Below are 19,434 nucleotides of genomic sequence, written 5' to 3'. Positions count from 1 at the left end.
TCCGGGATGCACGACGTCGTCAACCTCGCCGTCATCGTCGCCTACCTCGTGGCGATCGCGGTGATCGGCCTGAAGCTGTCCGGCCGGCAGCGCTCGGCCACGGACTACTTCACCGGCGAGCGGTCGCTGCCGTGGTGGGCGGTGATGTTCTCGATCGTCGCGACCGAGACCTCGACGCTCACCGTGATCAGCGTGCCCGGGGTGGCCTACGGCGGGTCGTTCTCCTACGTGGAGCTGGCGGTCGGCTACCTCGTCGGGCGCATCCTGGTGTCGTTCGTGCTGCTGCCGCTGTACTTCCGCGGCGGGTTCGTCTCGGCCTACCAGTACCTCGGGGAACGGTTCGGCCGGCACACGCAGGGCCTGGCGTCGCTGACCTTCCTCGTCACGCGCCTGCTCGCCGAGGGCGTGCGGCTCTTCGCCGGCGCGATCCCGATCAAGCTCCTGCTCGCCGAGTTCGGCCTGGACGTGAACTACTTCGTCATCGTCCTCGCGATCACCGCGGTGACCGTGGCCTACACCTACGTCGGCGGGATCAAGGCCGTCGTCTGGACCGACTTCCTGCAGATGGGCCTGTACCTCGTCGGCGCGGTCATCTGCGTCGTCGTGCTGACGGTGCAGGTCGGTGGCGGCGGCTGGGCCGCGGCCTGGGACGCCGGGAAGTTCACCGTCTTCGACTTCTCCAAGCCGATCCTGACGAGCCCGTACGCGTTCGTCACCGCGATCGTCGGCGGGGCGCTGCTGACCATGGGCTCGCACGGCTCCGACCAGCTCATCGCGCAGCGCGTGCTGTCCTGCCGGTCGCTGTCCGACGGGCGCAAGGCGATGATCGGCTCGGCGGTCGCGATCGGCGTGCAGTTCGCGCTGTTCTCGCTGGTCGGGGCGCTGCTGTGGGCCCGCAACGGCGGGGCGCCGCTCGCGTCGCTCGGTCTGACCAGCGACCAGGTGTTCGGCGAGTTCATCCTGCGCGACCTGCCGATGGGCCTCTCCGGCCTGCTCGTCGCGGGCATCCTCGCCGCGACGATGGGCTCGCTGTCGAGCGCGCTGAACTCACTGTCGACCTCGACGATCGCCGACATCGTGCAGTCGTGGGCCGGCTGGCGCCCCGGCGAGCAGACGATGCTGAAGGTCGCCCGGTGGATGACCGGGGTGTGGGCGCTGGTGATGGTCGGGTTCGCCTCGCTCTTCACGACGACGGACGACCCGGTCGTCGAGCTCGGGCTCAGCATCGCCTCCTACACCTACGGCGCCCTGCTCGGCGCGTTCCTGCTCGGCCTGGTCGTGCGCCGGGCCGACGGCGTCGCGGCGTTCGTGGCGTTTGTCGCGACGCTGCTCGGCGTCGGCTGGGCCGCCCTCGGTATCTCGATCGACGGGCAGGCGCTCGCGTTCCCGTGGTTCGTGCCGCTGGGCGTGGTGATCACCTTCGTCGTCGGGGGCCTGATCTCGCTGGTCCGGCCCCGCCGGGAGCCGAGCCCCGAGGAGGAGCCGGTCGCCGTGGGGTGAGCCCCTCTGCGACTACAGCCCGAGGTACACCCGGACCTGCTGCTCGATCCGGGCGAGCTCACCGGGATGGGTCAGACCACGACGCCGCCGGAACCGTCCCTTGGCGACCACCTGGACTCCGGTGACGTCCGCATAGGACTCGTCGTACTTGGTCAGCCCGGCATCGGCGCCGATCGCGATGTGCGTCTCGGTGGGTCCCGCCGTGCCCGTCACCGGAACGACCGCGATCGCACCGAGCCGGGCATTGAGCCTGTTGATGCTGAGCACGACAGCCGGATGCTCCCCCGCACCGGGGAAGCCGACCATCCAGACCTCTCCACGCAGTGGGTCCATCAGGGGATCGCCGCCAGGAGTCGTCGAGCGGGTCCGTCTACTCCTCGTCGTCGGGCGCGACGCCGATCGGGAGCGGAGGGGTCTCCGCGCCGTAGAACTCCTCGACGCTCTGAGCCATCCGTTCCTCAGCAGCACGCCGGTGCAGGAGCTCCAGGGCCGCGCGGACGATCTCCGTCCGGCCCTCCAGACCGAGAACGCCCGCGTCCTCCCGCAGCTGCGCGGCCAGTTCGTGCCCGATGCGGGCCTGCCAGACCTCGGTGGGGCCACTGGTGACCGTCATGCGTATACGGTCTGTCGTACAGGAGCTCCTGTCAACGCCGGATGGTCTCAGGCGACCGAGAAGGCGCAGCCCTCAGCCGACCACGACGTCCTTGATCAGCTGCATTCGTCCGTGCCCGCGTGCCTTCTGCTGACTGTGTTCTTCGACAGCGGACCGCCGAAGGAGGGCTTGGGCACTCCTCGGTGCTCATGCGGCCCGGAGGAGTTGCTCGAGACCCGGAGCGTGGGGACCCCGGAGGACCGTGCGGGCCCGGATGAGGATGTTCGCGGCGGCCACGATCTGGTCGTAGCTCAGTTCGTCGGGCGACGGGTCGTCCACGGCCCGGGGGTCGTAGTCCGCGAACCACGCCTTCACGTCCACCCAGGAGTAGAAGCCGTTCAGGGAACGAGGAAAGGTCCCAGGCCCACGGCGTCCCGCCGCGAGCAGCCTGATGGACTCGACGGAACGCCCTGTCCGTACGGCGATCTCGGATTGAGTGACCAGGTCCGGGGCTCCGGCTCCCGACACGGTCAGACCAGCGCGTTCGACGTCCGTGACGGCGCTGACCAGAGCCGTGACGAGACTGGCCGCTTCACGATCGACGTGCAGGACCGTCCCGCCAGGGCCGGTCTCCGGCCCGCAGTCGTCGCAGCCGGCCTCGAACAGAGCATCGATTTCCGCGTCGGTGATCGGTCGGTCGATCTGCAGATCGAAGGTGTAGACGCGTCGTCCGGGTGCCTCCATCGCGACGACCTCCTCTCGTGGGTCTCGGAGAAGAGGACTTCCACCGATGCCCCTTGTGGTCCTCCTCGGACGTCCATCCCGGATCTCTTGGCCTCGTCGAGAGCCTGCGCGATCGGCGCCTTGGGATGCCGACCTCGACTGACCATTCTCCGCCCCACCAAGCTAGCCGAGCTGTTGGAAACTGCCAACAGCTGCGCCCATCCGCTCCGGCACTCGCCGGGGTCCACCAGACAACCGGGGCCAGCGGGGCGCCGACGGACGTTCGAGGGCGATTCGCTCGATCAGCGCAGCATCGTGGTCGGCCCGACTCGAGGAGTACCGGGCAGCAGGACATCATCCGCTGCAATGCCGTGACCGACGATCCGGTCGAGGTCGGCTTCGACTGTCGAGTGCCGTTGAGCGGAAGACACGGGGCACGGACCGGTCGACGGTCGCACGATGACGCGATGACCGCCGAGTTCGTCACGCCGTCCTCCGCCCTCCCGGGGCGTCCCGCGCCCTTCGTCCTGGAGGCCGGCGACGGCGAGCGCGCGCACCTGTTCGACCAGCTGTTCACGGTGCTGCTCTCCGGCGACGAGACCCAGGGCCAGTTCGGGGTCTTCACGATGGAGGCCCCACGCGGTCCGGCGGTCCCGACGCACTCGCACCCCGACGTCCACGAGATCTTCTACATTCTCGACGGCAAGGTGCGGGTCGTCGTGGAGGACAACCAGGGCGGGACCGTCGACCAGGTCCTGACGACGGGCGACTTCGGCTACGTGCCGGCGGGGCACAAGCACTCGTTCCGCGTCGAGTCGCACCGCGCGCGGACGCTGGGCGTGAGCACCGGCGGGTTCGAACGGTTCTTCGCGGCGGCCGGCGAGCCGACGGAGTCGCGCATGCCCCCGGAGCGCCCCGTCGTCCCCTCGCCCGAGCAGCTCGGCGACGCCGCACGACGATTCCGCAACGACTTCCACCACGACGTGCGCCTCATCGACTGACCCCGCCCCGGAACGCACGAACGGCACTCTCGCTGCATCTATGTGCGCGAGAGTGCCGTTCGTTCAGATCAGGGCCGGTCAGGCGGCCACCCGCACATCGGCCTCCGCCGACGGCGTGCTCGACGCGTTCTCGCGGCGCAGCCCCTCCGACTCGTGCGCGGCCTGCTCCGCCGCGAACTTCTTGTTCGGGAGCGCGAGCCGCCAGATCGTGCGGATCGACTTCCAGAACTGCTTCGGGAACGGCCCGATGTTGTAGGGCAGGTCGTACTTCGCGCAGATCTCCTTGACCCGCTCGGCGATCTCCGGGTACCGGTTCGACGGCAGGTCCGGGAACAGGTGGTGCTCGATCTGGTAGCCGAGCGAGCCGGACATCACGTGCATCAGCCGGTTCCCGGTGAAGTTCGCCGAGCCGAGCAGCTGGCGCAGGTACCACTCGCCCTGCGTCTCGTTCTCGAGCTGCTCCTCGGTGAACACCTCGGCTCCGTCGGGGAAGTGCCCGCAGAAGATGATCGCGTAGGACCACACGTTGCGGATGAGGTTCGCCGTCATGTTGGCGGTGAGCGTCGTGAGGAAGAATGGCCCGGTCAGCAGCGGGAAGAGGATGTAGTCCTTGCCCATCTGCTTGCGCATCTTGCGGCCGACCTGCTCGAGCTTGGCCTTGAACTCCTCCGGGTCCTGGATGTCCCGGCGGAGCAGGCCCTCGATGTCGAGGTCGTGGATCGCCACGCCGTGCTGGAAGAGCAGCATCAGCAGGGTGTTGAAGACCGGCTGGCCGAGGTTGACAGGGTGCCACTTCTGGTCCGAGGTGACCCGCAGGATCTCGTAGCCGACGTCCTTGTCCTTGCCGAGGACGTTCGTGTACGTGTGGTGCAGGTAGTTGTGGGAGTGCTTCCACTGCTCGGCGGGGCAGACGTTGTCCCACTCCCACGTGGCCGAGTGGATTTCCGGGTCGTTCATCCAGTCCCACTGGCCGTGCATGACGTTGTGGCCGATCTCCATGTTCTCGAGAATCTTGGCCACGCCCAGCAGGGCGGCGCCCGCCATCCACAGCGGCGGCACGACGCTGCCGAACAACGCGGCGCGGCCCGCGATCTCGATGCGGCGCTGGGTCTTGATGATCCCGCGGATGTACTCCTCGTCGGCCGCGCCGCGCGACGCCTCGACGTCGCGGCGGATCGCGTCGAACTCCTCGCCGAGGGCCTCGACGTCGGCCTCGGTCAGGTGGGCGAATTCCTTGATGTCGGAGATGGCCATGATGCGGGCTCCTCTCTCTTACAGGTCGACGGTGCAGTCACCGGCAGCGGCGGTGATGCAGGTCTGGACGGTGATGGAACTGGAGTCGGAGGCTGCGCTGTCCCTGACGCGGTGCTCGGACCCGTCGCGCAGGTCGCGCACGGCGCCGGAGCGCAGCGGGGCGACGCAGGTGTGGCATATGCCCATGCGGCAGCCGAAGGGCATCGGGACGCCGGCCTGCTCGCCGGCCTGGAGGACGGTCGTGGCGCCGTCGGACTCGACGGTGCGACCCGACCGGGCGAACGTGATCGTCCCGCCCTCGGCGGAGCCGGAGAACGAGGCGGCGAACCGCTCGAGGTGCAGCGACTCCGCCACCCCGGCGTCGGCGAACGCCTTCTCGGCGTCGTCGAGCATCTCCGTCGGCCCGCAGGCCCAGGTCTGCCGCTCGCGCCAGTCGGGGACGACCTCGTCGAGGCCCGCGGGCGCCGTCAGGTGACCCTCGGCGCGGGTGTGGCGCTGGACGATCCGCCACGACGGGTGGCGGCGGGCGAGCAGGTCGAGCTCGTCCGCGAACAGGGCGCGCTCGGCGTCCGGCGCGGAGTGCACGAGCACCACATCGTCGGCCGCATCCGGACGCCGGTCCAGCGACCGCAGCATCGCCATGACCGGGGTGATCCCGGAACCCGCCGTCAGGAAGAGGACCTTCTCGGGCAGCGGGTCGGGCAGGACGAACTCACCGGCCGGCGGCGCGAGCCGCACGACGGTGCCCGGCGCGACGCCGGAGACGAGGTGCTGCGAGGCGAACCCGTCGGGCATCGCGCGGATGGTGATCACCAGCCGCTTGCCGTCGCGGGACGGCGGGGTGGTGAGCGAGTACGAGCGCCACACGAAGCGCCCGTCGATCTGCACGCCGATGCCGATGTACTGGCCGGCGGCGTGCGGGAAGTCCCACCCCCAGCCGGGCTCGACGACGATCGTCGCCGCGTCCTCGGCCTCGGGGGTGACGCTGACGATCCGCCCGCGCAGTTCACGCGCGGACCACAGCGGGTTGATCAGGGTCAGGTAGTCGTCGGGCAGCAGCGGCGTGGTGAGGCGGGTCGCCAGATCACGCAGGCGCCGAACGCGGGGTGAGAGTGCGGCCGTCACGAGGTCTCCTCTGCCTGGTGAACTTCTAGGTACCAGGAGTACCGGAGACTTTCGGTTACCGCTACCCACGGTACCGCTTGCGGCGCACGATCCGGCTCACAGTCGCGGTTGTGCCCGCGGTCACCCGGCCCGACGACCTCGGGAATTAGTTCCCGACGACGGGCCCCCACGGCTGCGGCCTCGTCGGTTGACTCGCTGGTGACCGACTCGTGAGGAGGACCCGTGACTCTGGTGGATCTCGTGGTGCTCGCCGTCGTCGCCCTCGCCGCGTGGCGCGGCTGGCGCCGCGGCGGGACGTCGTTGGTGCTGTCGGTGGCCGGCGCGGTGGTCGGGATCGTCCTCGGCGCCGCGGTCGCCGGGTGGTGGGACCCGTCGTCGCGCGGCTGGCTGATCGCCGCGATCGTCGTCGGCGGTCTCGTCGGGATCGGCCTCGGCCGCAAGCTCGCCGACGCCCTCGCGACCCGCGGCGGCGGCCGGGTGGCCCGGCCGGTGCTCGTCGACCGGGCGGTGGGCGTGGTCGCGCACGGCGGGCTCGCGCTCGTGGTGTGCGTGCTGATCGGCGCGGCGGCGGTCGCGTTCGGCCCGGCCTGGCTCGGTCGCGCGGCCGAGGACAGCGGGGTCCTGACGACGGCGCAGGACCACCTGCCGACCGTCTCCCAGGTGACGGGCAGCGTGCCCGGGCTGGACCGGGTCGCGGCGGTGGGCCGATGAGCCGGACGAAGGCGGTCGTCGGCGGCGTCCTCGCCGCGCTCCTGCTGCTGTGGTGGATGACGGGGTCGTTGCTGGTCGCGCTCCTGGTCGTCGTCCTGATCGCGCTCGCGGCCGGGCTCGCCGTCGTGGTGAGCGCGTGGGCCCGGCCGCGGCCGGAGCCGCTGGCCGCTCCCCCGTCGACCACGGCGACGGTCGACCTGAGTCTCGCGCCCTCGACCGGCGCCCCGGTCCGCAAGGCGCTCCGGACCCTGCTGGCCCGGCCGTGGGTGCACGGCGACGGGCTGCTGCGTGTGACCGCCGAGCGGCTCGACGGCGTCGACGCGCTGGTCTGGACCCCGCGCGGCCAGCAGGTCGCGGCGCCGCACCTGTGGGTGGAGTGGAACCCGGTCGACGGGGCCGAGGTCGCGCAGCGCCGCCCGCTCGAGTCCCTCGCGCGGGAGCTGGCCGAGGGCTACGTCGAGCACGGGCGGTCCCAGGGCGTGCGGCGCCTGGCCGAGCGGACCTGGGTGCACCTGCTGGTCTCCGACGACGTCCCGCTCGGGCGGGTCGTGGTCACCGCGGCGTTCTCCGAGCCGCAGCAGACCCCCGTCGCCGCCGCGTGCGCGTCGACGGCGGCCCCTCTCGCCCCGGCGCGGGGGGCGGGAGGGGGCCCGGCCGGTGCGGGGCAGCAGCGCCGGCCGGAGCTCGGGCCCGGGGGCGGGAGGCGCGCCCCCGGGCACCCGGGCGATCGGGCGGACGGAGGGAACGGCGGGCTGGCCGCCTTCGCGACCCGGGTGACCACCGCGGTCCCGAAGTTGCGCACGCTCGTCGTCGGGACCGGCCCGCGGGCCACGCTGGTCGTCGAGGACCCCGCGGGCACCCGGCTGGCCGACACGGAGCTGATCCGGACGCTCGAGATCGGGCGCGACCCGGGGGCCGGACTCGTCGTCGACCACCCCGGGGTGTCGTGGCGGCACGTGCGCCTGAGCCCCGGGCGCGGCGGGTGGACCGCGACCGACCTCGGCTCGACCAACGGCACCCGGGTCGACGGGCGCCGCATCGACGGACCCACCCGCCTGGTGCCCGGTGCCGAGATCGCCCTCGGCAAGGACGGGCCGCGCCTGCGCCTGCTGGCGGCCGAGGCGGACCCGGCCACGACCACACAGGTCGTGGCCCGAGGCTGATGGACCCGGGGATACTGGCGGGCGTGCGGAACGGGGCCGGGGCGGGACGCGCCCTGCCGCTCGGCGGGCTGGCCCTGCTCGACGTGCGCTCCGAGCGCCGGATCTCCGTGCCGTGGGGCGCCACGGCGACCATCGGACGCAACGGTCCGGGCGACCGGCACGTCCACGTCGACGACGACCAGGTCTCGCGGGTCGCCGCGGAGATCGAGATCCGGGACGACGCCTACCTCGTCATCAACCGCCAGCGGCACGGCGGGCAGCTGACGCTCGTGGTCCCCGGGGTGGCCGGGCAGGACCGGATCCGGGCGGGCAACGGTCTGCTCGTCCGCGACTCGCGGGCCTCCCTCGGACTCTGGCTCGCGGACGGCCGCGAGGTCACGCTCGCCCTGCTGGCCTTCGCCCCGACCGCCGCGTCGGCCGGGCGGGCCGACCTCGCGGGCGGGATGACCGTCAACGCGTCCCTGCCCACCGACGAGACCTGGTGGTCGGTGCTCGTCGCGGCGTGCGGTCCGACGTTGATCGCGGCCGCCTCGAGCCCGGACGGCACCGCGCGGGACCACCACGGCGACGCCGACCAGATCGCGGCGTGGCACCGCGCGGCCGGACGTCCCGTCCCGAGCCCCAAGACGCAGAGCGAGGCGTTCCGGCACGCCCAGCGCTGGCTGCGCGGGGTCCGCCTCAACGACAAGACCCGGGGGTGGCGGATCGCGGTCGTCGACCAGGTCATCGGGCTGCGGCTGGTCACCCTGGACGACGTGCGGCGGCTCTTCCCCGGCGAGGTCCCGGCGGGGCTCGCGGCCCGTCCGACCTGACGGGATCGGGCGCGTCCGGACCAGATGCTCGCATCCTGACCGGGAAACGTCGTAGCGTGCTCAACGACGTAGCGCGCAACGCGCTGTGAAGGGGGGAACGTCACCGTTCGCACCGAACGGGTGACGATGAGTACGCGTCGGCCGGGGGAACGCGGTCGGTCTTCACCACCGAGGACACTCCTCGTGATCGTCCGCGCCCTCATGTCGACGCTGGGGGGAACGGGGACGACATGACCCGAGACGACGCGACGACGGAGTTCGGCACCGACGGGCACCGGGCCGACGCGGGGGACGGCGCACGCCGACCGACCACGCCGGAGCCCCTGCGCGCGGCACCGGGCTTCCTCGTACGACGGCTCTACCAGGCCTACTCGGCGGCGTGGCTGCGCCACGTGGACACGACGCTCACCGGACCGCAGTTCGCGGTGCTCACCGCGGTCCGCGAGTACCCGGAGGTCGACCAGGGGTCGCTCGCGGCCTCCGTCGCGCTGGACCGGTCGACGATGGCCGACGTGTGCCGGCGGCTGGAGGACCGGGCGCTGATCCGCCGCGACACGGCGCCGTCGGACGGGCGGCGCAAGCTGCTGACCCTCACCGACCAGGGTCGGGTGCTGCTCGACGACGTCGACCACCGGGTGTGCCGCCTGCACGACCAGCTCATGGGCGCCGCGACCGAGTCGGACGGGTTCACCCGGATGCTCGGTGACCTCGACCGGCTCTCCGAGCGCTGGGAGCGGGTGGCGGGCGGCGACGGGGCCGCGCTGGCGGACTGATCAGGTACCGCGGGCGAGCTCGGCGGCCTCCAGCCGCGCGAGCTCCTCGCGGTGCGCCCGCATCAGCAGCAGGCCGATGCCGGTCATGCCGGCGATCACCAGCAGGATCACCGCCACCACGTAGGGCAGCCACCCGCCGCTGGCCAGCGCGAACACCAGCACGTAGACGGCGGCCACGGTGGCCAGCGGGAACGTGAGCCGGAACAGGAAGCGGTTCCGGTCGGTGTCCGGCGGGGGCCACTGGATCCAGCCGGTCAGCCGGCCGAGGAGCTCCGCGAGCATGCGGCGACGGTACGCGCCCCGTCTCAGACGCTCCGCGGCGCGTACATGATGACCGCGACCCCGACGAGGCAGAGCAGCGCGCCGATCACGTCGAAGCGGTCCGGCCGGTAGCCGTCGAGGACCATCCCCCACGCCAGCGACCCGGCCACGAACACGCCCCCGTAGGCCGCGAGCACCCGGCCGAACGCCGCGTCGGGCTGCAGGGTCGCGACGAACCCGTAGGCCGCCAGGGCGGCGATCCCGACGACGATCCACGGCCAGCCGCGGTCCTCGCGCACCCCCTGCCAGATCGCCCAGGCCCCGCCGATCTCGGTCACCGCGGCGAGCAGGAACAGCAGGACCGACCGGATCGTCACGCCACGATCATCCGCGAGCGGGTCACCACCTGGCGACGCACGGCGGTCAGGGTCACGACGACGAGCTCGACCGGCTTCCCGGTCGGCTCGCCGGGCAGCAGCCACGCCAGCTCGCGGTCGTGGGTGAAGGCGAAGACCTCCTCGTCGACGACGCGGAAACGGTCGCCGGTGCGGGAGAGCCGGCGCACCGTCAGGTCCCCGGGGACGACGACCCGGTCGGCGACGAACCGCTCGATCTCCGCCGCCCCGGATGCCCCCGCCCCGGCGGGCAGGACGTCCAGGGTCGCGTCGTCGGCGAGCAGGTGGGCGACCGGGCCGCCCGCGCGGATCGCGGTGTGCAGGGCATCGTGGACGCGCTCCACGGCGATCATGAGGTCCTGCACCGCCTTGGTCACGCCGTCCACCGTGCGCGATCGCTGCACCGGCGGCAACTCCCATGACCTGGGAGGTCATCGCCGCCGTGACGCCGGCCGACCACGCTCGTCGTCATGAACGCGTACGCGGTGGGCCTGCTCCACGACATCGACCAGAACGACGAGATCCTCGACTACCTGCGCCGCATCCAGGCGACGCTCGACCCGTACGCGGGGCGGTTCCTCGTGCACGGCGCGACGCCGGAGGTCCTCGAGGGCTCCTTCGGCCGCGTCATGGTGCTGATCGGATTTCCCGACGTCGGGTCGGCGCGGGCCTGGTACGCGTCGTCCGCGTACCAGGACCTGCTTCCGCTCCGAACGCGGAACGCCCGCAGCGTCGTGTTCCTGCTCGACGGCTGCGGACCCGACCACTCCAGCGCGGAGCTGGCCGACGCGCTCGAGGCGGTCCGCGTCACCAGGTGACGGGCAGGGCCTTCACGCCGCCGGTGAGGTGCTGCGTGCGGACGTCGATGTCGTCGAGGTCGACGGCGAGCCGGAGGTCCGGCAGGCGCTTCGCCAGGGTCCTGAACACGGTCCGCAGCTCGGTGCGGGCCAGGCTCGCCCCGATGCAGAAGTGCCCGCCGTGGCCGAACCCGACGTGGCCGCGCTCCTCGCGGTCCGGCTCGAACTCCTCGGCGTCGGCGAAGGCCTCGGGGTCGCGGTTCGCGGCGTTGATCGACAGGACGACCGCGTCGCCCTCGTGGATCGTCACGCCCGCGACGTCGACGTCCTGGTGCGCGTAGCGGACCAGGCCGAGGTCGCCCGGCGCACCGAGGCGCATGATCTCCTCGACGACCTTGTCGGTCCGGCCGTCGGGGTCCTCGGCCAGGTACTCCCAACGGTCCCGCTGGGTGAGCAGCAGCAGCGTCCCCAGCCCGATGCGGTTGACCGTCGTCTCGTGACCGGCGAAGAGCAGGCCGACGGAGAGCCGGATCATCTCCTCGTAGTCGTAGGTGTCGTCCTCCTCCTGGGCGTGGACGAGGTCGGAGATGACGTCCTCCGTGCGCTGCGCGCGCTTCTGCTCGGCGAGCCCGGCCATGTAGCGGCCGAACTCCTCCCGGGCGCCCTGGGCGTCGGCGGACGGGTCGAAGGTCGCCATACGGTCGGAGAGGTCGCGGAAGAACTCGGAGTCCTCGTGCGGCACGCCGAGCAGGCGGCAGATCACCGCGACCGGCAGCGGCACCGCCAGCGTCTCGTGGAGGTCGGCCCGGCCGTCCCGCTCCTTCGCCGCGACCAGGTCGTCGACGTAGCCGTCGACCAGGGCTTGCACGTCCTCGCCCATCTGCCGCATGCGCTTCGCGGAGAAGGCCGGCGTCAGGAGGCGCCGCATCCGGGTGTGGTCGGCCTCCTCGGTCTCGTAGTCGCCGCTCGGGCCGTCGGCGATCGCGGCGTGCGTGATGCGGGCGGCGCGGTCCGGGTGCGGGTGCGAGCGGCCGAAGCGCTTGTCGCCGAGGAGGTCGCGGACCTCCTCGAAGCGGGTGACCAGCCAGGCGGGGTCCCCGGCCGGGGTGGTGACCGCGGCGACCGGGGCCTCGCGGCGCAGGAGGTCGTAGAGCGGGGCGATCTCGAGCACGTTCGGACGCTCGAAGGGCAGCTGCAGGTCCGTGGTGGCGGTCATGACGCTCCTCGTGGTGACGACGGCATCACCGACCGTACGTCTTTGTGGCAGACAGTGCCATTAAAGAGTCGCTAAGGTGTGCGGATGACCACAGGCGTGCACGACGGCCCCGGTGGCCGCCGCGGCCGGCCGCCGGTCACCGAGGAGCAGCGCCGGCGGCAGCGGCTGGCGATCTCGCGCGAGGCCGTCGAGCTGTTCCGCCGGCACGGGGTCACCGAGACGACCGGCGAGCAGATCGCGCGGGCGGCCGGGGTCTCGGAGCGCACGCTGTGGCGGCTCTTCCGGGCCAAGGAGGCGTGCGTCGAGCCCCTGCTGTCGGTGTCGCTGGACGCGTTCACCGAGGTCCTGCGCTCGTGGCCGATGTCGGCCGAGCTCGGCGAGCACCTGCGCACGGCCTACCTCGTGTCCTCGGAGGACATGCGGGCCGTGCTCGCCGTCGTGCGCATGTCGCGCGACGAGCCCGCGATCCGGGCGACGTGGCTCGTGCTGCACGAACGGGCCGAGCCGGTGTTCGCGGCCGTGCTGGGCGGCCGGCTCGGGCTGCCGGCGGAGGACCCGACGATCCGGGTGCGTGCCGCCGCGGTGAACGCGGCCCTGCGGGTGCTCACCGACGACCTGGCCTGGGAGGTGGCGTCGGACCCGGCGGTGCTCGACGACCTCTCCGGACCGATGTTCGACGAGCACCGCGCGCGGCTGGCCGAGGAGCTCCGCACGCTCACGGAGCTGCCGGCGCGCCGGGCCTGACCCGGCCTGACCCGCCGTCAGGAAGCCTGGAGCCCCAGTTGGGCGATGGCGTTCTCGGCCATCCCCCGCTCGCCGGACGCGTTCGGGTGCACCGGCGCGGCGTTGACGGGGACGAGCGGCTCGACCCAGCGCTGCCCGGGGAGCTGACAGGAGTCGTGACCGGTCGACAGCGGCGTGACGTCGAGATAGGTGGCGCCGGTCTCGGCGGCGGCGCGACGGACGGCGTCGTTGAGCGTGGCCTGCAGATCGTTCAGGTACCCGACGTCGCCGGCCGCGATCGGCATCACCGGGAAGCAGCCCTGCGGCGAGAGGATCTGCAGGTAGCCCGAGATCGCGACGCGGGCCTTGGGCGCCCGTTCGCGGACGTCCCGCAGCGCCTGGACGACGTTCGGGTAGGTGCTGGCGCGCACCTGGTCGACGAACCTCGTCCCGAACCTCTGCTCGCACGGGTTGCCCCGCCCGCCCGACTGGAAGCCGAGCTGGGCGCACTGTCCGAAGGCGGTGATGAAGACGTCGTTGTCGTTGCCGCCGATCGTGAGGGTGACCAGGTCGGTGTCCGCCGTCAGGGCGTCCAGCTGGGGCGCGACCCCGGCGCCCTGGGACGTGCGGAAGTGACGGGTCTGCGCGCCGCTGCAGGAGACGTCGGTGAGCTCGTAGCCCCGGTCGGACGCCAGGTCGTGCGCCCAGTTCAGCTGCGACTGGCTGCAGGCGGGCGCCGTCCCGGCCGCGACCGGGTTGATGCCCGCGCCCGAGCTGTAGCTGTCCCCGAGGTTGACATAGCGCACCGGCCGGGCCTGGTTCGCCCAGGCGATCGTGCCGACGAGGAGCAGCCCGAGGACCGCCACGACCGCGATCACGACCCGCCGTCCACCCACCTGGCACCCTCCCCGTCACCCGTCCGGGACCACGGTAGAAGAACATCGCGGCGCACGGGCGACGGCTCCTCGGATCGCGGCCAGATGGACCGGCGTTGGCTTATATAAGTCGTGAACGGGATAGTCGGTGCCGTGCACGCGTTCGACGTCCTGGGCGACCCGGTCCGCCGTCGCGTCCTGGAGCTGCTCGCCGACGGCGAGCAGACCTCGGGGACCATCACGGACGTTGTCCGCGCCGAGTTCGGGATCTCCCAGCCGGCCGTCTCCCAGCACCTGCGGGTGCTGCGGGAGAGCGGGTTCGCGTCGGTGCGGGCCGACGGGGTTCGGCGGTTCTACGCCGTGGAGTCCGGGCCGCTGAGCGAGGTCGACGCGTGGCTGGACCGGTTCCGCCGCCTCTGGGAGCAGCGCCTCGACGCCCTGGGGACCGAGCTGGCCCGGGGCAGGCGTGCACGCCGGCTCGCGCCCGATCCACCCTCCGAGAGGACATCACCGTGAAGGACGTACTGGACGAGCTCGCCGCCGTGCGCCGGACGATGGGCCGGGGGACCCTGCCGGCCGGCGAGGCGTACACCGTGGAGCTTCGGCGTCGGTACGACGCCGAGGTGGACGACGTCTGGGATGCCATCACCGACCCCGACCGGCTGCGCCGCTGGTTGAAGCCGGTGACCGGTGACCTCCGACCCGGCGGGACCTACGAGTTGGAGGGTGGCGAGCACGGCGAGATCCTCCGGTGCGAGCCGCCGCGGCTCCTGAAGGTCTCGTGGATGTTCGGGCCCGAGGCCGACGCGTGGCCCGGCACTAGCGAGGTCGAGGTGCGCCTGACCCCGGGCGGGGACGGCAGAACCGAGTTCGAGCTGATCCACGCGGCCGTCGTCGGCGAGCCGATGTTCCCGACCTACGGTCCGGGCGCCGGCGGCGTCGGCTGGGACATCGCTCTCGTGGCCCTGGCCGAGTTCCTGTCCGGTGGTGTGTCCGCCGACCACGCCGAGTTCGAGACGTCGCTCGAAGGACACGAGTTCAGCCGGCGCAGCGCCGCCGCCTGGGGCGACGCCCACCTGGCGGCCGGGGGCGACCCGGAACAGGTCGCGGCCGCGGTCCGGGCGACCACCGATTTCTACGCGCCCGACCCGGCCGGGCGGGCCTGAGATCAGGGACTGCGGCGTACGCGGGCCGTGTTCGCGTCGAGGTCGACGGCGGCGTCGCGGTGGTGCGGGGGCTCGACCAGCTCGGTCGCCGCCTCGTCGCGCCGTGGCCCCCGCTGCTGAATCCCGGGCATGTAGCCGGGCAGGTAGCCGATGGGCGTCCCGCCGGACACCTCGCGGGCCTCGACACCGTCCTCGCGGTGGCGCCGCTGGTAGGCGATCCGCACCGCGCCGACGAACACGAGCGCGAAGATCACGACGGCCAGGACGATTCCGAGCACGATGGCGCTCCTCCCCGCCGGCCCCGCGGGGGTACCGGCTGATGAAGATCCTACGTGCGATACGACCCTGCTTCGAACCCCTGACACGACGAAGGCCCTGGTCGGTGACTCTTGCGAGTGTCTGACCAGGGCCTTTCTGCGTGGGCGATACTAGGATCGAACCAGTGACCTCTTCGGTCTGAACGGGCCTGCGGTCGATTCCGGGGTCTGCCTCGCTCCCGTCGCATGGGCGCTGACCGATTGTTTCGTGCCCTTACGTCCGGCGCCGTGGGGCCTGCTGCTGGGCCTCGTGCTGCCTCAATGCTCCATTGATCTTGGGTCCGGGGTTCCTCGTCGTGCCGCCCGCTCGGCTGTGTCGCGCCCGTCAGCGGGATGCAACTCGCCGTCGACGGTCCTGAACCACCAGCGGCCCGCCGAGTCCCGGAAGGAGCAGGAGACCTGGACTGCGCCCCGGTCGTGCATGCCCGCGAAGTCCTGGTCCGCGATGACATCTCGAAGGACGGCGCTCACCCGAGTCAAGGTTCGTCGACCGCTGAGCGGCCCGATGACCGTGTACGTCTCCTCGCCGGCGGTGCTCGGTGTCCTACAGACGATCAGCATGTTGTACACCGGAAGCGGACTCGAGTTGACCAGCCGAATCACAGGCTGGTCCTCGCCGCCCTCGACGTTCGTGCTCACCCAGACTGCGATGTTGGTGGCTTGCTCAGCCCGCCGCTCCTTGTCGCGGTCCGTGCGGTCTTCCTCAAGCTGCTCGATCTGCTTGGCTTGGGCCTCGTTCGTCTGCTTGGCAGACACAACAGCCGAGCGCGCGAAGACCAACGCAATGACTGCGCCGGCGCCTGCGAACCAATCGGGCACCGAGCCCCAATCGATCGACACGGCGTCAAGCTACAGCCGACTCGCGATGGTCTTACAGGACCAGACGGTAGGCATTCACGTCGCGACCGAGGGACCGCCTCCGGCGCTCCCACTCCGAACGCGCCCAACGCACCGAGCTGGAGGACCGAGCCTAGCGACGCGACCTCGACCGCCAGCCGCCGACGATTTCGACGAGGACGCCGCCGCCCTCGACGCTTCCGAGGGCTGCTCAGACGTCCTCGCGTAGGCTGGCGCTAAGACACATCCGGCGCGTTGTGGCAGCAGGACACCGAACGCTTCGGCGGCATGCTCGGGGGTGCGCCCGCCCCGTCGAGGTCACGCACGGCGTGAATGGCTGGCACGTGAACGTCCATGTGCTTCTGTGCTTCCGCGGGCAGGTCTCCGCCGACCTCGTCCGCGCCTCGCTTGGCCCCCGCGACTTCGGGCGTTGGTTTCGCACCCTCAAGCGGCGTGGCTTCTGAGCGTCACCCGAGCACGGGCAGGACCTTCGGCGGGCACACCTCGGGAACGTAGACCTCGCGGACTACATCACCAAGATGGCCCACGAAGTCCCCTCCGGGCACCGCAGGGAAGACCGGCGCGATGGCGGGCAGACCCCGATGCAACTCCTCGGCGACGTCGCCCAGACCGATGAGGCCGGTTATATGGCCCGCTGTTGGGAGTGGGGCGGGTCGCCGTAACCTGCGCGCCCTCGCCGTGAAGGCGTCATGCTGTAACGAAGGCGTGGGTTGGCTCGATCTTCGGATGGATCTTTAACTAACCGAGGCGGGAGCGGACCGACTCAGATGCGTTTGCTGTCTGGTGTTAGAATAGAGAACTTTCGCTCGATCCGAAAGGTCGACCTGCTCGATCTAGACGAGTACTCGCCGATTATTGGCTTAAACAGTAGTGGAAAGTCAAATATTCTTAGAGCACTGAATCTGTTTTTCAATGATCAATTAGATGAGGAGCAGACAAGCATAAGCCTGGGAAGAGACTACCCTGACTTCCTGCGCCGGACAGGGAAGCGGAAGTTCGTCTCGGTAGGCGTTTCTTTCGACCTGTCCGGCGGATTTCGACCTCGGGGCACTGACGACTTCTTCACGAAGTACGAACTCGAAGACACCTTCGTCGTGCAGCGGACTTGGACTCTAGACATTCTCACCGGCGGCACCCAGGAGACTGTTCAGTTCGGCAAATCCTGGGAAGTCTTAGTTGAGGCCCCCTCTGGCGACGACCGGACCGCAGCATTCGCCTTTATTCGCGCGATCCAATTTCGCTACGTGCCGAACCACATTCGGCCGGCCGACTTCATAGAGAAGGAAATTCAGCCACTCCGAGAGAGCATGCTGACCAATCTACGCCGCACGACCGAGTTCAAGACTGGCGGCGTGGCAGAGACGATGGATGCACTGAATCGCGTCGCAGCTAACATGCTAAAGCAAACCTCCCAAGCTGTTGCGGCCGGAGCTCAGGGCCGAGGAGTAAGTGCCGATGTTCCAGCGGATTTCGCGCAGCTCGCTTTTCAGATCGCTCTCCAGACAGTGACCTCGCATGGGTTGCAGTCGACCGGCCTTCAAGGTTCGGGAACGCAAAGCTTTACGCTCCTGCATGTCCTGGATCTTCTTGATCGGACAGGTAGGTCTAGGGGATTTGGGTGGAAGAAGGCTTCAATCTGGGCTGTTGAGGAGCCTGAGTCCTTCCTGCACGCCGGCCTTCGGTCTCGATTCGCGACAGACCTGCACGCCTATGCGTGCAGTCAGTCGCGGCAGGTCTTTGCGACGGCTCATCAAGACGAGTTCGTACGAGTAGCGAACAATGCGTGGCTGACTTCGCTCGTGGACGATCAGACGAGAATCAATCGAGCCAGCGCACGGGATGCTCTCATCCAGAGCACGAAGCAGCGAGTGACAACTTTCCAGCACCCGCTTATGGAAGCATCCGACAAGCCCCTTGTTCTCGTTGAAGGAAAGCTCGACGCAGCGCATCTGCGGAATGCAATTCGAGGGGCCGGTATGCGACCCTTGTGGCGGATGGTGGCACTAGAAGAGGTGGATACGCTCGTCAAGGCAGGCGGCGACGCTCTGCTCAACTACCTCAAGGTCAACCAACTCGTGCTTGCTTCGCGTCCGCCTGAAGGACCTATCTTGGTACTTCGCGACTGGGAGGACGCCCCAAAGGTCGAGGGCCTCAAGCAGGCGGTTGCAGCGCATGAGTATTCGACTGTCACCGCCTGCTCGGAAGAACTGTGCAATCCCGAACTAGGAACAACCTTCCGCGGAATCGAGCGATTTCTTTCGACCGACACTGTGCGAGCGGTTATACCTACTTCAGCTCTCGGCCGGCCAGCTGAAAGCGAATTTCCACTAAGTGTGACAAAGTCTTCACTGGACGGCGCTAAGAACAAACTTCTTGAGCACGACGTCAAGAGCGGCACTTCGAGTCCGTACATGAGGAACCTGGCAGGCTGGCTCGACCAGCAAGTTGCTGCAATGCTGGACGGCGTTCCAGTGGACTCATTTCTGTTCTAGCACTGAGAGGCAACGAGCGACACCGCGCTCTGATCGCCGTCGCCGCCGGCTGCGTGCTGCGCTGGGGGAGGTCGCCGGGCTGAAGGACGGCGCCCTCGACCTGGAGGCGGGCGTCCTGCGGGTGGTCCGCACCGTCGTGGAGGTCGCCGGGCACCGGTCGTTCAAGCCCTTCCCGAAGTCGGTCGCCGGACGTCGTGACGTCCCGATCCCGGGCTGGGCCCGCCGCCTGATCGCCGAGCACGTCGAGCGCTGGCCCTCGCCGTCCACCTCACCGGTCTTCGCCAACGAGATTCAGGGCCCGATCGGCCGGACCGCCTTCCGCGCCCGCGTGTGGCGTCCCTCGCTCGTGCGGGCCGGGTTCCTCGGGGAGGTGAAGAAGCTCGGGGAGAAGAAGTTCGAGGCCCGCTGGCGCGACAAGGACGGCGACGACCAGTCGTTGGAGACGAAGACCGAGTACCAGGCCGTGATGGAGATCGCCCGTCGTCACCACGGCGGGTTGCGCTTCCACGACCTGCGCCACTCCTACGCGACGTGGCTGGTCGACGACGGCGTCCCGCCGAACATGGTCCAACGTGTCCTGGGTCACGAGCGGGCCTCGACCACCCTCGACCTCTACACCCGCCGGACCGCCGACCCGAGCCGCATCCTCGCCGCGCTCGGCGACGACGAGGAGGGCTGAG

At 70.4% G+C, this 19,434-nt stretch carries 24 protein-coding genes; 12 read left to right on the top strand and 12 right to left on the bottom strand.

The window, feature by feature from the left end; all coding sequences use genetic code 11:
* The first annotated feature begins 6 nt into the window (after positions 1–6).
* Complete coding sequence (locus QRT03_RS12055; RefSeq protein WP_286053025.1) at positions 7–1,500, top strand: sodium:solute symporter; 1,494 nt, start codon at positions 7–9, stop codon at positions 1,498–1,500.
* Between the two features lie 12 nt (positions 1,501–1,512).
* Here the strand turns inward: QRT03_RS12055 and QRT03_RS12050 are convergent, their stop codons facing one another.
* The 3 genes from QRT03_RS12050 to QRT03_RS12040 form a co-directional block, all read right to left on the bottom strand.
* The gene (locus QRT03_RS12050) at positions 1,513–1,833 is read right to left on the bottom strand and encodes a type II toxin-antitoxin system PemK/MazF family toxin (RefSeq protein WP_286053024.1); all 321 of its coding nucleotides are present in this window, start codon (positions 1,831–1,833) and stop codon (positions 1,513–1,515) included.
* A gap of 37 nt (positions 1,834–1,870) precedes the next feature.
* Positions 1,871–2,113, bottom strand: coding sequence for a hypothetical protein (locus QRT03_RS12045; protein ID WP_286053022.1), 243 nt, complete (start codon positions 2,111–2,113; stop codon positions 1,871–1,873).
* 186 nt (positions 2,114–2,299) lie between these two features.
* Positions 2,300–2,836, bottom strand: coding sequence for a hypothetical protein (locus QRT03_RS12040; protein ID WP_286053021.1), 537 nt, complete (start codon positions 2,834–2,836; stop codon positions 2,300–2,302).
* A 446-nt stretch (positions 2,837–3,282) separates the two neighbouring features.
* Here QRT03_RS12040 and QRT03_RS12035 point away from each other — a divergent pair, with 446 nt between their 5' ends.
* Positions 3,283–3,816, top strand: coding sequence for a quercetin 2,3-dioxygenase (locus QRT03_RS12035; RefSeq protein ID WP_286053019.1), 534 nt, complete (start codon positions 3,283–3,285; stop codon positions 3,814–3,816).
* A 78-nt stretch (positions 3,817–3,894) separates the two neighbouring features.
* Here the strand turns inward: QRT03_RS12035 and QRT03_RS12030 are convergent, their stop codons facing one another.
* Both QRT03_RS12030 and QRT03_RS12025 read right to left on the bottom strand, forming a co-directional pair.
* Complete coding sequence (locus QRT03_RS12030) at positions 3,895–5,070, bottom strand: fatty acid desaturase family protein (RefSeq protein ID WP_286053017.1); 1,176 nt, start codon at positions 5,068–5,070, stop codon at positions 3,895–3,897.
* Between the two features lie 18 nt (positions 5,071–5,088).
* Positions 5,089–6,195, bottom strand: a complete 1,107-nt coding sequence (locus QRT03_RS12025) for a ferredoxin reductase (RefSeq protein WP_286053016.1) — start codon at positions 6,193–6,195, stop codon at positions 5,089–5,091.
* Between the two features lie 222 nt (positions 6,196–6,417).
* Here QRT03_RS12025 and QRT03_RS12020 point away from each other — a divergent pair, with 222 nt between their 5' ends.
* The 4 genes from QRT03_RS12020 to QRT03_RS12005 all read left to right on the top strand — a co-directional run bounded on the left by QRT03_RS12020 (position 6,418) and on the right by QRT03_RS12005 (position 9,654).
* On the top strand, positions 6,418–6,906 hold the full coding sequence (locus QRT03_RS12020; RefSeq protein WP_286053015.1) for a hypothetical protein: 489 nt from the start codon (positions 6,418–6,420) through the stop codon (positions 6,904–6,906).
* Positions 6,903–8,069 (top strand): FHA domain-containing protein, encoded by a 1,167-nt coding sequence (locus QRT03_RS12015; RefSeq protein ID WP_286053014.1) that lies wholly within the window; start codon positions 6,903–6,905, stop codon positions 8,067–8,069. The genes QRT03_RS12020 and QRT03_RS12015 overlap by 4 nt, the downstream gene beginning before the upstream one ends.
* A gap of 23 nt (positions 8,070–8,092) precedes the next feature.
* Complete coding sequence (locus QRT03_RS12010) at positions 8,093–8,881, top strand: FHA domain-containing protein (RefSeq protein WP_286053013.1); 789 nt, start codon at positions 8,093–8,095, stop codon at positions 8,879–8,881.
* A 230-nt stretch (positions 8,882–9,111) separates the two neighbouring features.
* A complete protein-coding gene (locus QRT03_RS12005; RefSeq protein WP_286053012.1) occupies positions 9,112–9,654 on the top strand; it encodes a MarR family winged helix-turn-helix transcriptional regulator in 543 nt (180 codons plus the stop codon).
* Here QRT03_RS12005 and QRT03_RS12000 read toward each other — a convergent pair whose 3' ends face one another.
* The 3 genes from QRT03_RS12000 to QRT03_RS11990 are packed head-to-tail and all read right to left on the bottom strand — an operon-like array spanning position 9,655 to position 10,687.
* A complete protein-coding gene (locus QRT03_RS12000; protein ID WP_286053011.1) occupies positions 9,655–9,936 on the bottom strand; it encodes a hypothetical protein in 282 nt (93 codons plus the stop codon).
* 23 nt (positions 9,937–9,959) lie between these two features.
* Positions 9,960–10,292: a YnfA family protein gene (locus tag QRT03_RS11995; protein ID WP_286053010.1), complete on the bottom strand. Its 333-nt coding sequence runs from the start codon at positions 10,290–10,292 to the stop codon at positions 9,960–9,962.
* Positions 10,289–10,687 carry a hypothetical protein gene (locus QRT03_RS11990; RefSeq protein ID WP_286053009.1) on the bottom strand — a complete coding sequence of 133 codons (399 nt, stop codon included), beginning with the start codon at positions 10,685–10,687 and terminating at the stop codon, positions 10,289–10,291. The genes QRT03_RS11995 and QRT03_RS11990 overlap by 4 nt, the downstream gene beginning before the upstream one ends.
* A 93-nt stretch (positions 10,688–10,780) precedes the next feature.
* Here QRT03_RS11990 and QRT03_RS11985 point away from each other — a divergent pair, with 93 nt between their 5' ends.
* Positions 10,781–11,128, top strand: coding sequence for a DUF1330 domain-containing protein (locus QRT03_RS11985; RefSeq protein WP_286053008.1), 348 nt, complete (start codon positions 10,781–10,783; stop codon positions 11,126–11,128).
* On the opposite strand, the gene QRT03_RS11980 is transcribed toward QRT03_RS11985, so the two are convergent.
* Positions 11,118–12,323: a cytochrome P450 gene (locus QRT03_RS11980; protein ID WP_286053007.1), complete on the bottom strand. Its 1,206-nt coding sequence runs from the start codon at positions 12,321–12,323 to the stop codon at positions 11,118–11,120. The genes QRT03_RS11985 and QRT03_RS11980 overlap by 11 nt on opposite strands.
* Positions 12,324–12,407: 84 nt before the next feature.
* Here QRT03_RS11980 and QRT03_RS11975 point away from each other — a divergent pair, with 84 nt between their 5' ends.
* Entirely contained in the window at positions 12,408–13,067 is a 660-nt protein-coding gene (locus QRT03_RS11975; protein ID WP_286053005.1) for a TetR/AcrR family transcriptional regulator, read from the top strand.
* A 17-nt stretch (positions 13,068–13,084) separates the two neighbouring features.
* Here the strand turns inward: QRT03_RS11975 and QRT03_RS11970 are convergent, their stop codons facing one another.
* Positions 13,085–13,942, bottom strand: a complete 858-nt coding sequence (locus QRT03_RS11970) for an SGNH/GDSL hydrolase family protein (RefSeq protein ID WP_286053004.1) — start codon at positions 13,940–13,942, stop codon at positions 13,085–13,087.
* A gap of 132 nt (positions 13,943–14,074) precedes the next feature.
* On the opposite strand from QRT03_RS11970, the gene QRT03_RS11965 reads away from it, so the two are divergent.
* Both QRT03_RS11965 and QRT03_RS11960 read left to right on the top strand, forming a co-directional pair.
* A complete protein-coding gene (locus tag QRT03_RS11965) occupies positions 14,075–14,437 on the top strand; it encodes an ArsR/SmtB family transcription factor (protein WP_286053003.1) in 363 nt (120 codons plus the stop codon).
* Positions 14,434–15,087: an SRPBCC family protein gene (locus QRT03_RS11960; RefSeq protein ID WP_286053002.1), complete on the top strand. Its 654-nt coding sequence runs from the start codon at positions 14,434–14,436 to the stop codon at positions 15,085–15,087. Before QRT03_RS11965 ends, QRT03_RS11960 begins: the two co-directional genes overlap by 4 nt.
* A gap of 2 nt (positions 15,088–15,089) precedes the next feature.
* On the opposite strand, the gene QRT03_RS11955 is transcribed toward QRT03_RS11960, so the two are convergent.
* Both QRT03_RS11955 and QRT03_RS11950 read right to left on the bottom strand, forming a co-directional pair.
* Positions 15,090–15,365 carry a hypothetical protein gene (locus QRT03_RS11955; RefSeq protein WP_286053001.1) on the bottom strand — a complete coding sequence of 92 codons (276 nt, stop codon included), beginning with the start codon at positions 15,363–15,365 and terminating at the stop codon, positions 15,090–15,092.
* Between the two features lie 297 nt (positions 15,366–15,662).
* On the bottom strand, positions 15,663–16,244 hold the full coding sequence (locus QRT03_RS11950) for a hypothetical protein (RefSeq protein ID WP_286053000.1): 582 nt from the start codon (positions 16,242–16,244) through the stop codon (positions 15,663–15,665).
* Positions 16,245–17,029: 785 nt separating this feature from the next.
* Here QRT03_RS11950 and QRT03_RS11945 point away from each other — a divergent pair.
* Entirely contained in the window at positions 17,030–18,754 is a 1,725-nt protein-coding gene (locus QRT03_RS11945) for an AAA family ATPase (RefSeq protein ID WP_286052998.1), read from the top strand.
* A 121-nt stretch (positions 18,755–18,875) separates the two neighbouring features.
* Entirely contained in the window at positions 18,876–19,433 is a 558-nt protein-coding gene (locus QRT03_RS11940; protein ID WP_286052996.1) for a tyrosine-type recombinase/integrase, read from the top strand.
* The last annotated feature ends 1 nt before the right edge of the window (position 19,434 follow it).

It is taken from the genome of Actinomycetospora termitidis, assembly GCF_030286555.1.
GTDB lineage: Bacteria > Actinomycetota > Actinomycetes > Mycobacteriales > Pseudonocardiaceae > Actinomycetospora > Actinomycetospora termitidis.
The sequence above is the reverse complement of the archived record's forward strand: the minus strand, read 5'-3'. Positions and strand labels throughout refer to the sequence as shown.

Bases quoted from the DNA above. Each gene is read 5' to 3' on its own strand.
- QRT03_RS11945 (WP_286052998.1), top strand. From the start codon at position 17,030: ATGCGTTTGCTGTCTGGTGTTAGAATAGAGAACTTTCGCTCGATCCGA.
- QRT03_RS11975 (WP_286053005.1), top strand. From the start codon at position 12,408: ATGACCACAGGCGTGCACGACGGCCCCGGTGGCCGCCGCGGCCGGCCG.
- QRT03_RS11985 (WP_286053008.1), top strand. From the start codon at position 10,781: ATGAACGCGTACGCGGTGGGCCTGCTCCACGACATCGACCAGAACGAC.
- QRT03_RS12045 (WP_286053022.1), bottom strand. From the start codon at position 2,113: ATGACGGTCACCAGTGGCCCCACCGAGGTCTGGCAGGCCCGCATCGGG.
- QRT03_RS12050 (WP_286053024.1), bottom strand. From the start codon at position 1,833: ATGGACCCACTGCGTGGAGAGGTCTGGATGGTCGGCTTCCCCGGTGCG.
- QRT03_RS12000 (WP_286053011.1), bottom strand. From the start codon at position 9,936: ATGCTCGCGGAGCTCCTCGGCCGGCTGACCGGCTGGATCCAGTGGCCC.
- QRT03_RS12035 (WP_286053019.1), top strand. From the start codon at position 3,283: ATGACCGCCGAGTTCGTCACGCCGTCCTCCGCCCTCCCGGGGCGTCCC.
- QRT03_RS12005 (WP_286053012.1), top strand. From the start codon at position 9,112: ATGACCCGAGACGACGCGACGACGGAGTTCGGCACCGACGGGCACCGG.
- QRT03_RS11980 (WP_286053007.1), bottom strand. From the start codon at position 12,323: ATGACCGCCACCACGGACCTGCAGCTGCCCTTCGAGCGTCCGAACGTG.
- QRT03_RS12055 (WP_286053025.1), top strand. From the start codon at position 7: ATGCACGACGTCGTCAACCTCGCCGTCATCGTCGCCTACCTCGTGGCG.
- QRT03_RS12040 (WP_286053021.1), bottom strand. From the start codon at position 2,836: ATGGAGGCACCCGGACGACGCGTCTACACCTTCGATCTGCAGATCGAC.
- QRT03_RS12015 (WP_286053014.1), top strand. From the start codon at position 6,903: ATGAGCCGGACGAAGGCGGTCGTCGGCGGCGTCCTCGCCGCGCTCCTG.
- QRT03_RS12030 (WP_286053017.1), bottom strand. From the start codon at position 5,070: ATGGCCATCTCCGACATCAAGGAATTCGCCCACCTGACCGAGGCCGAC.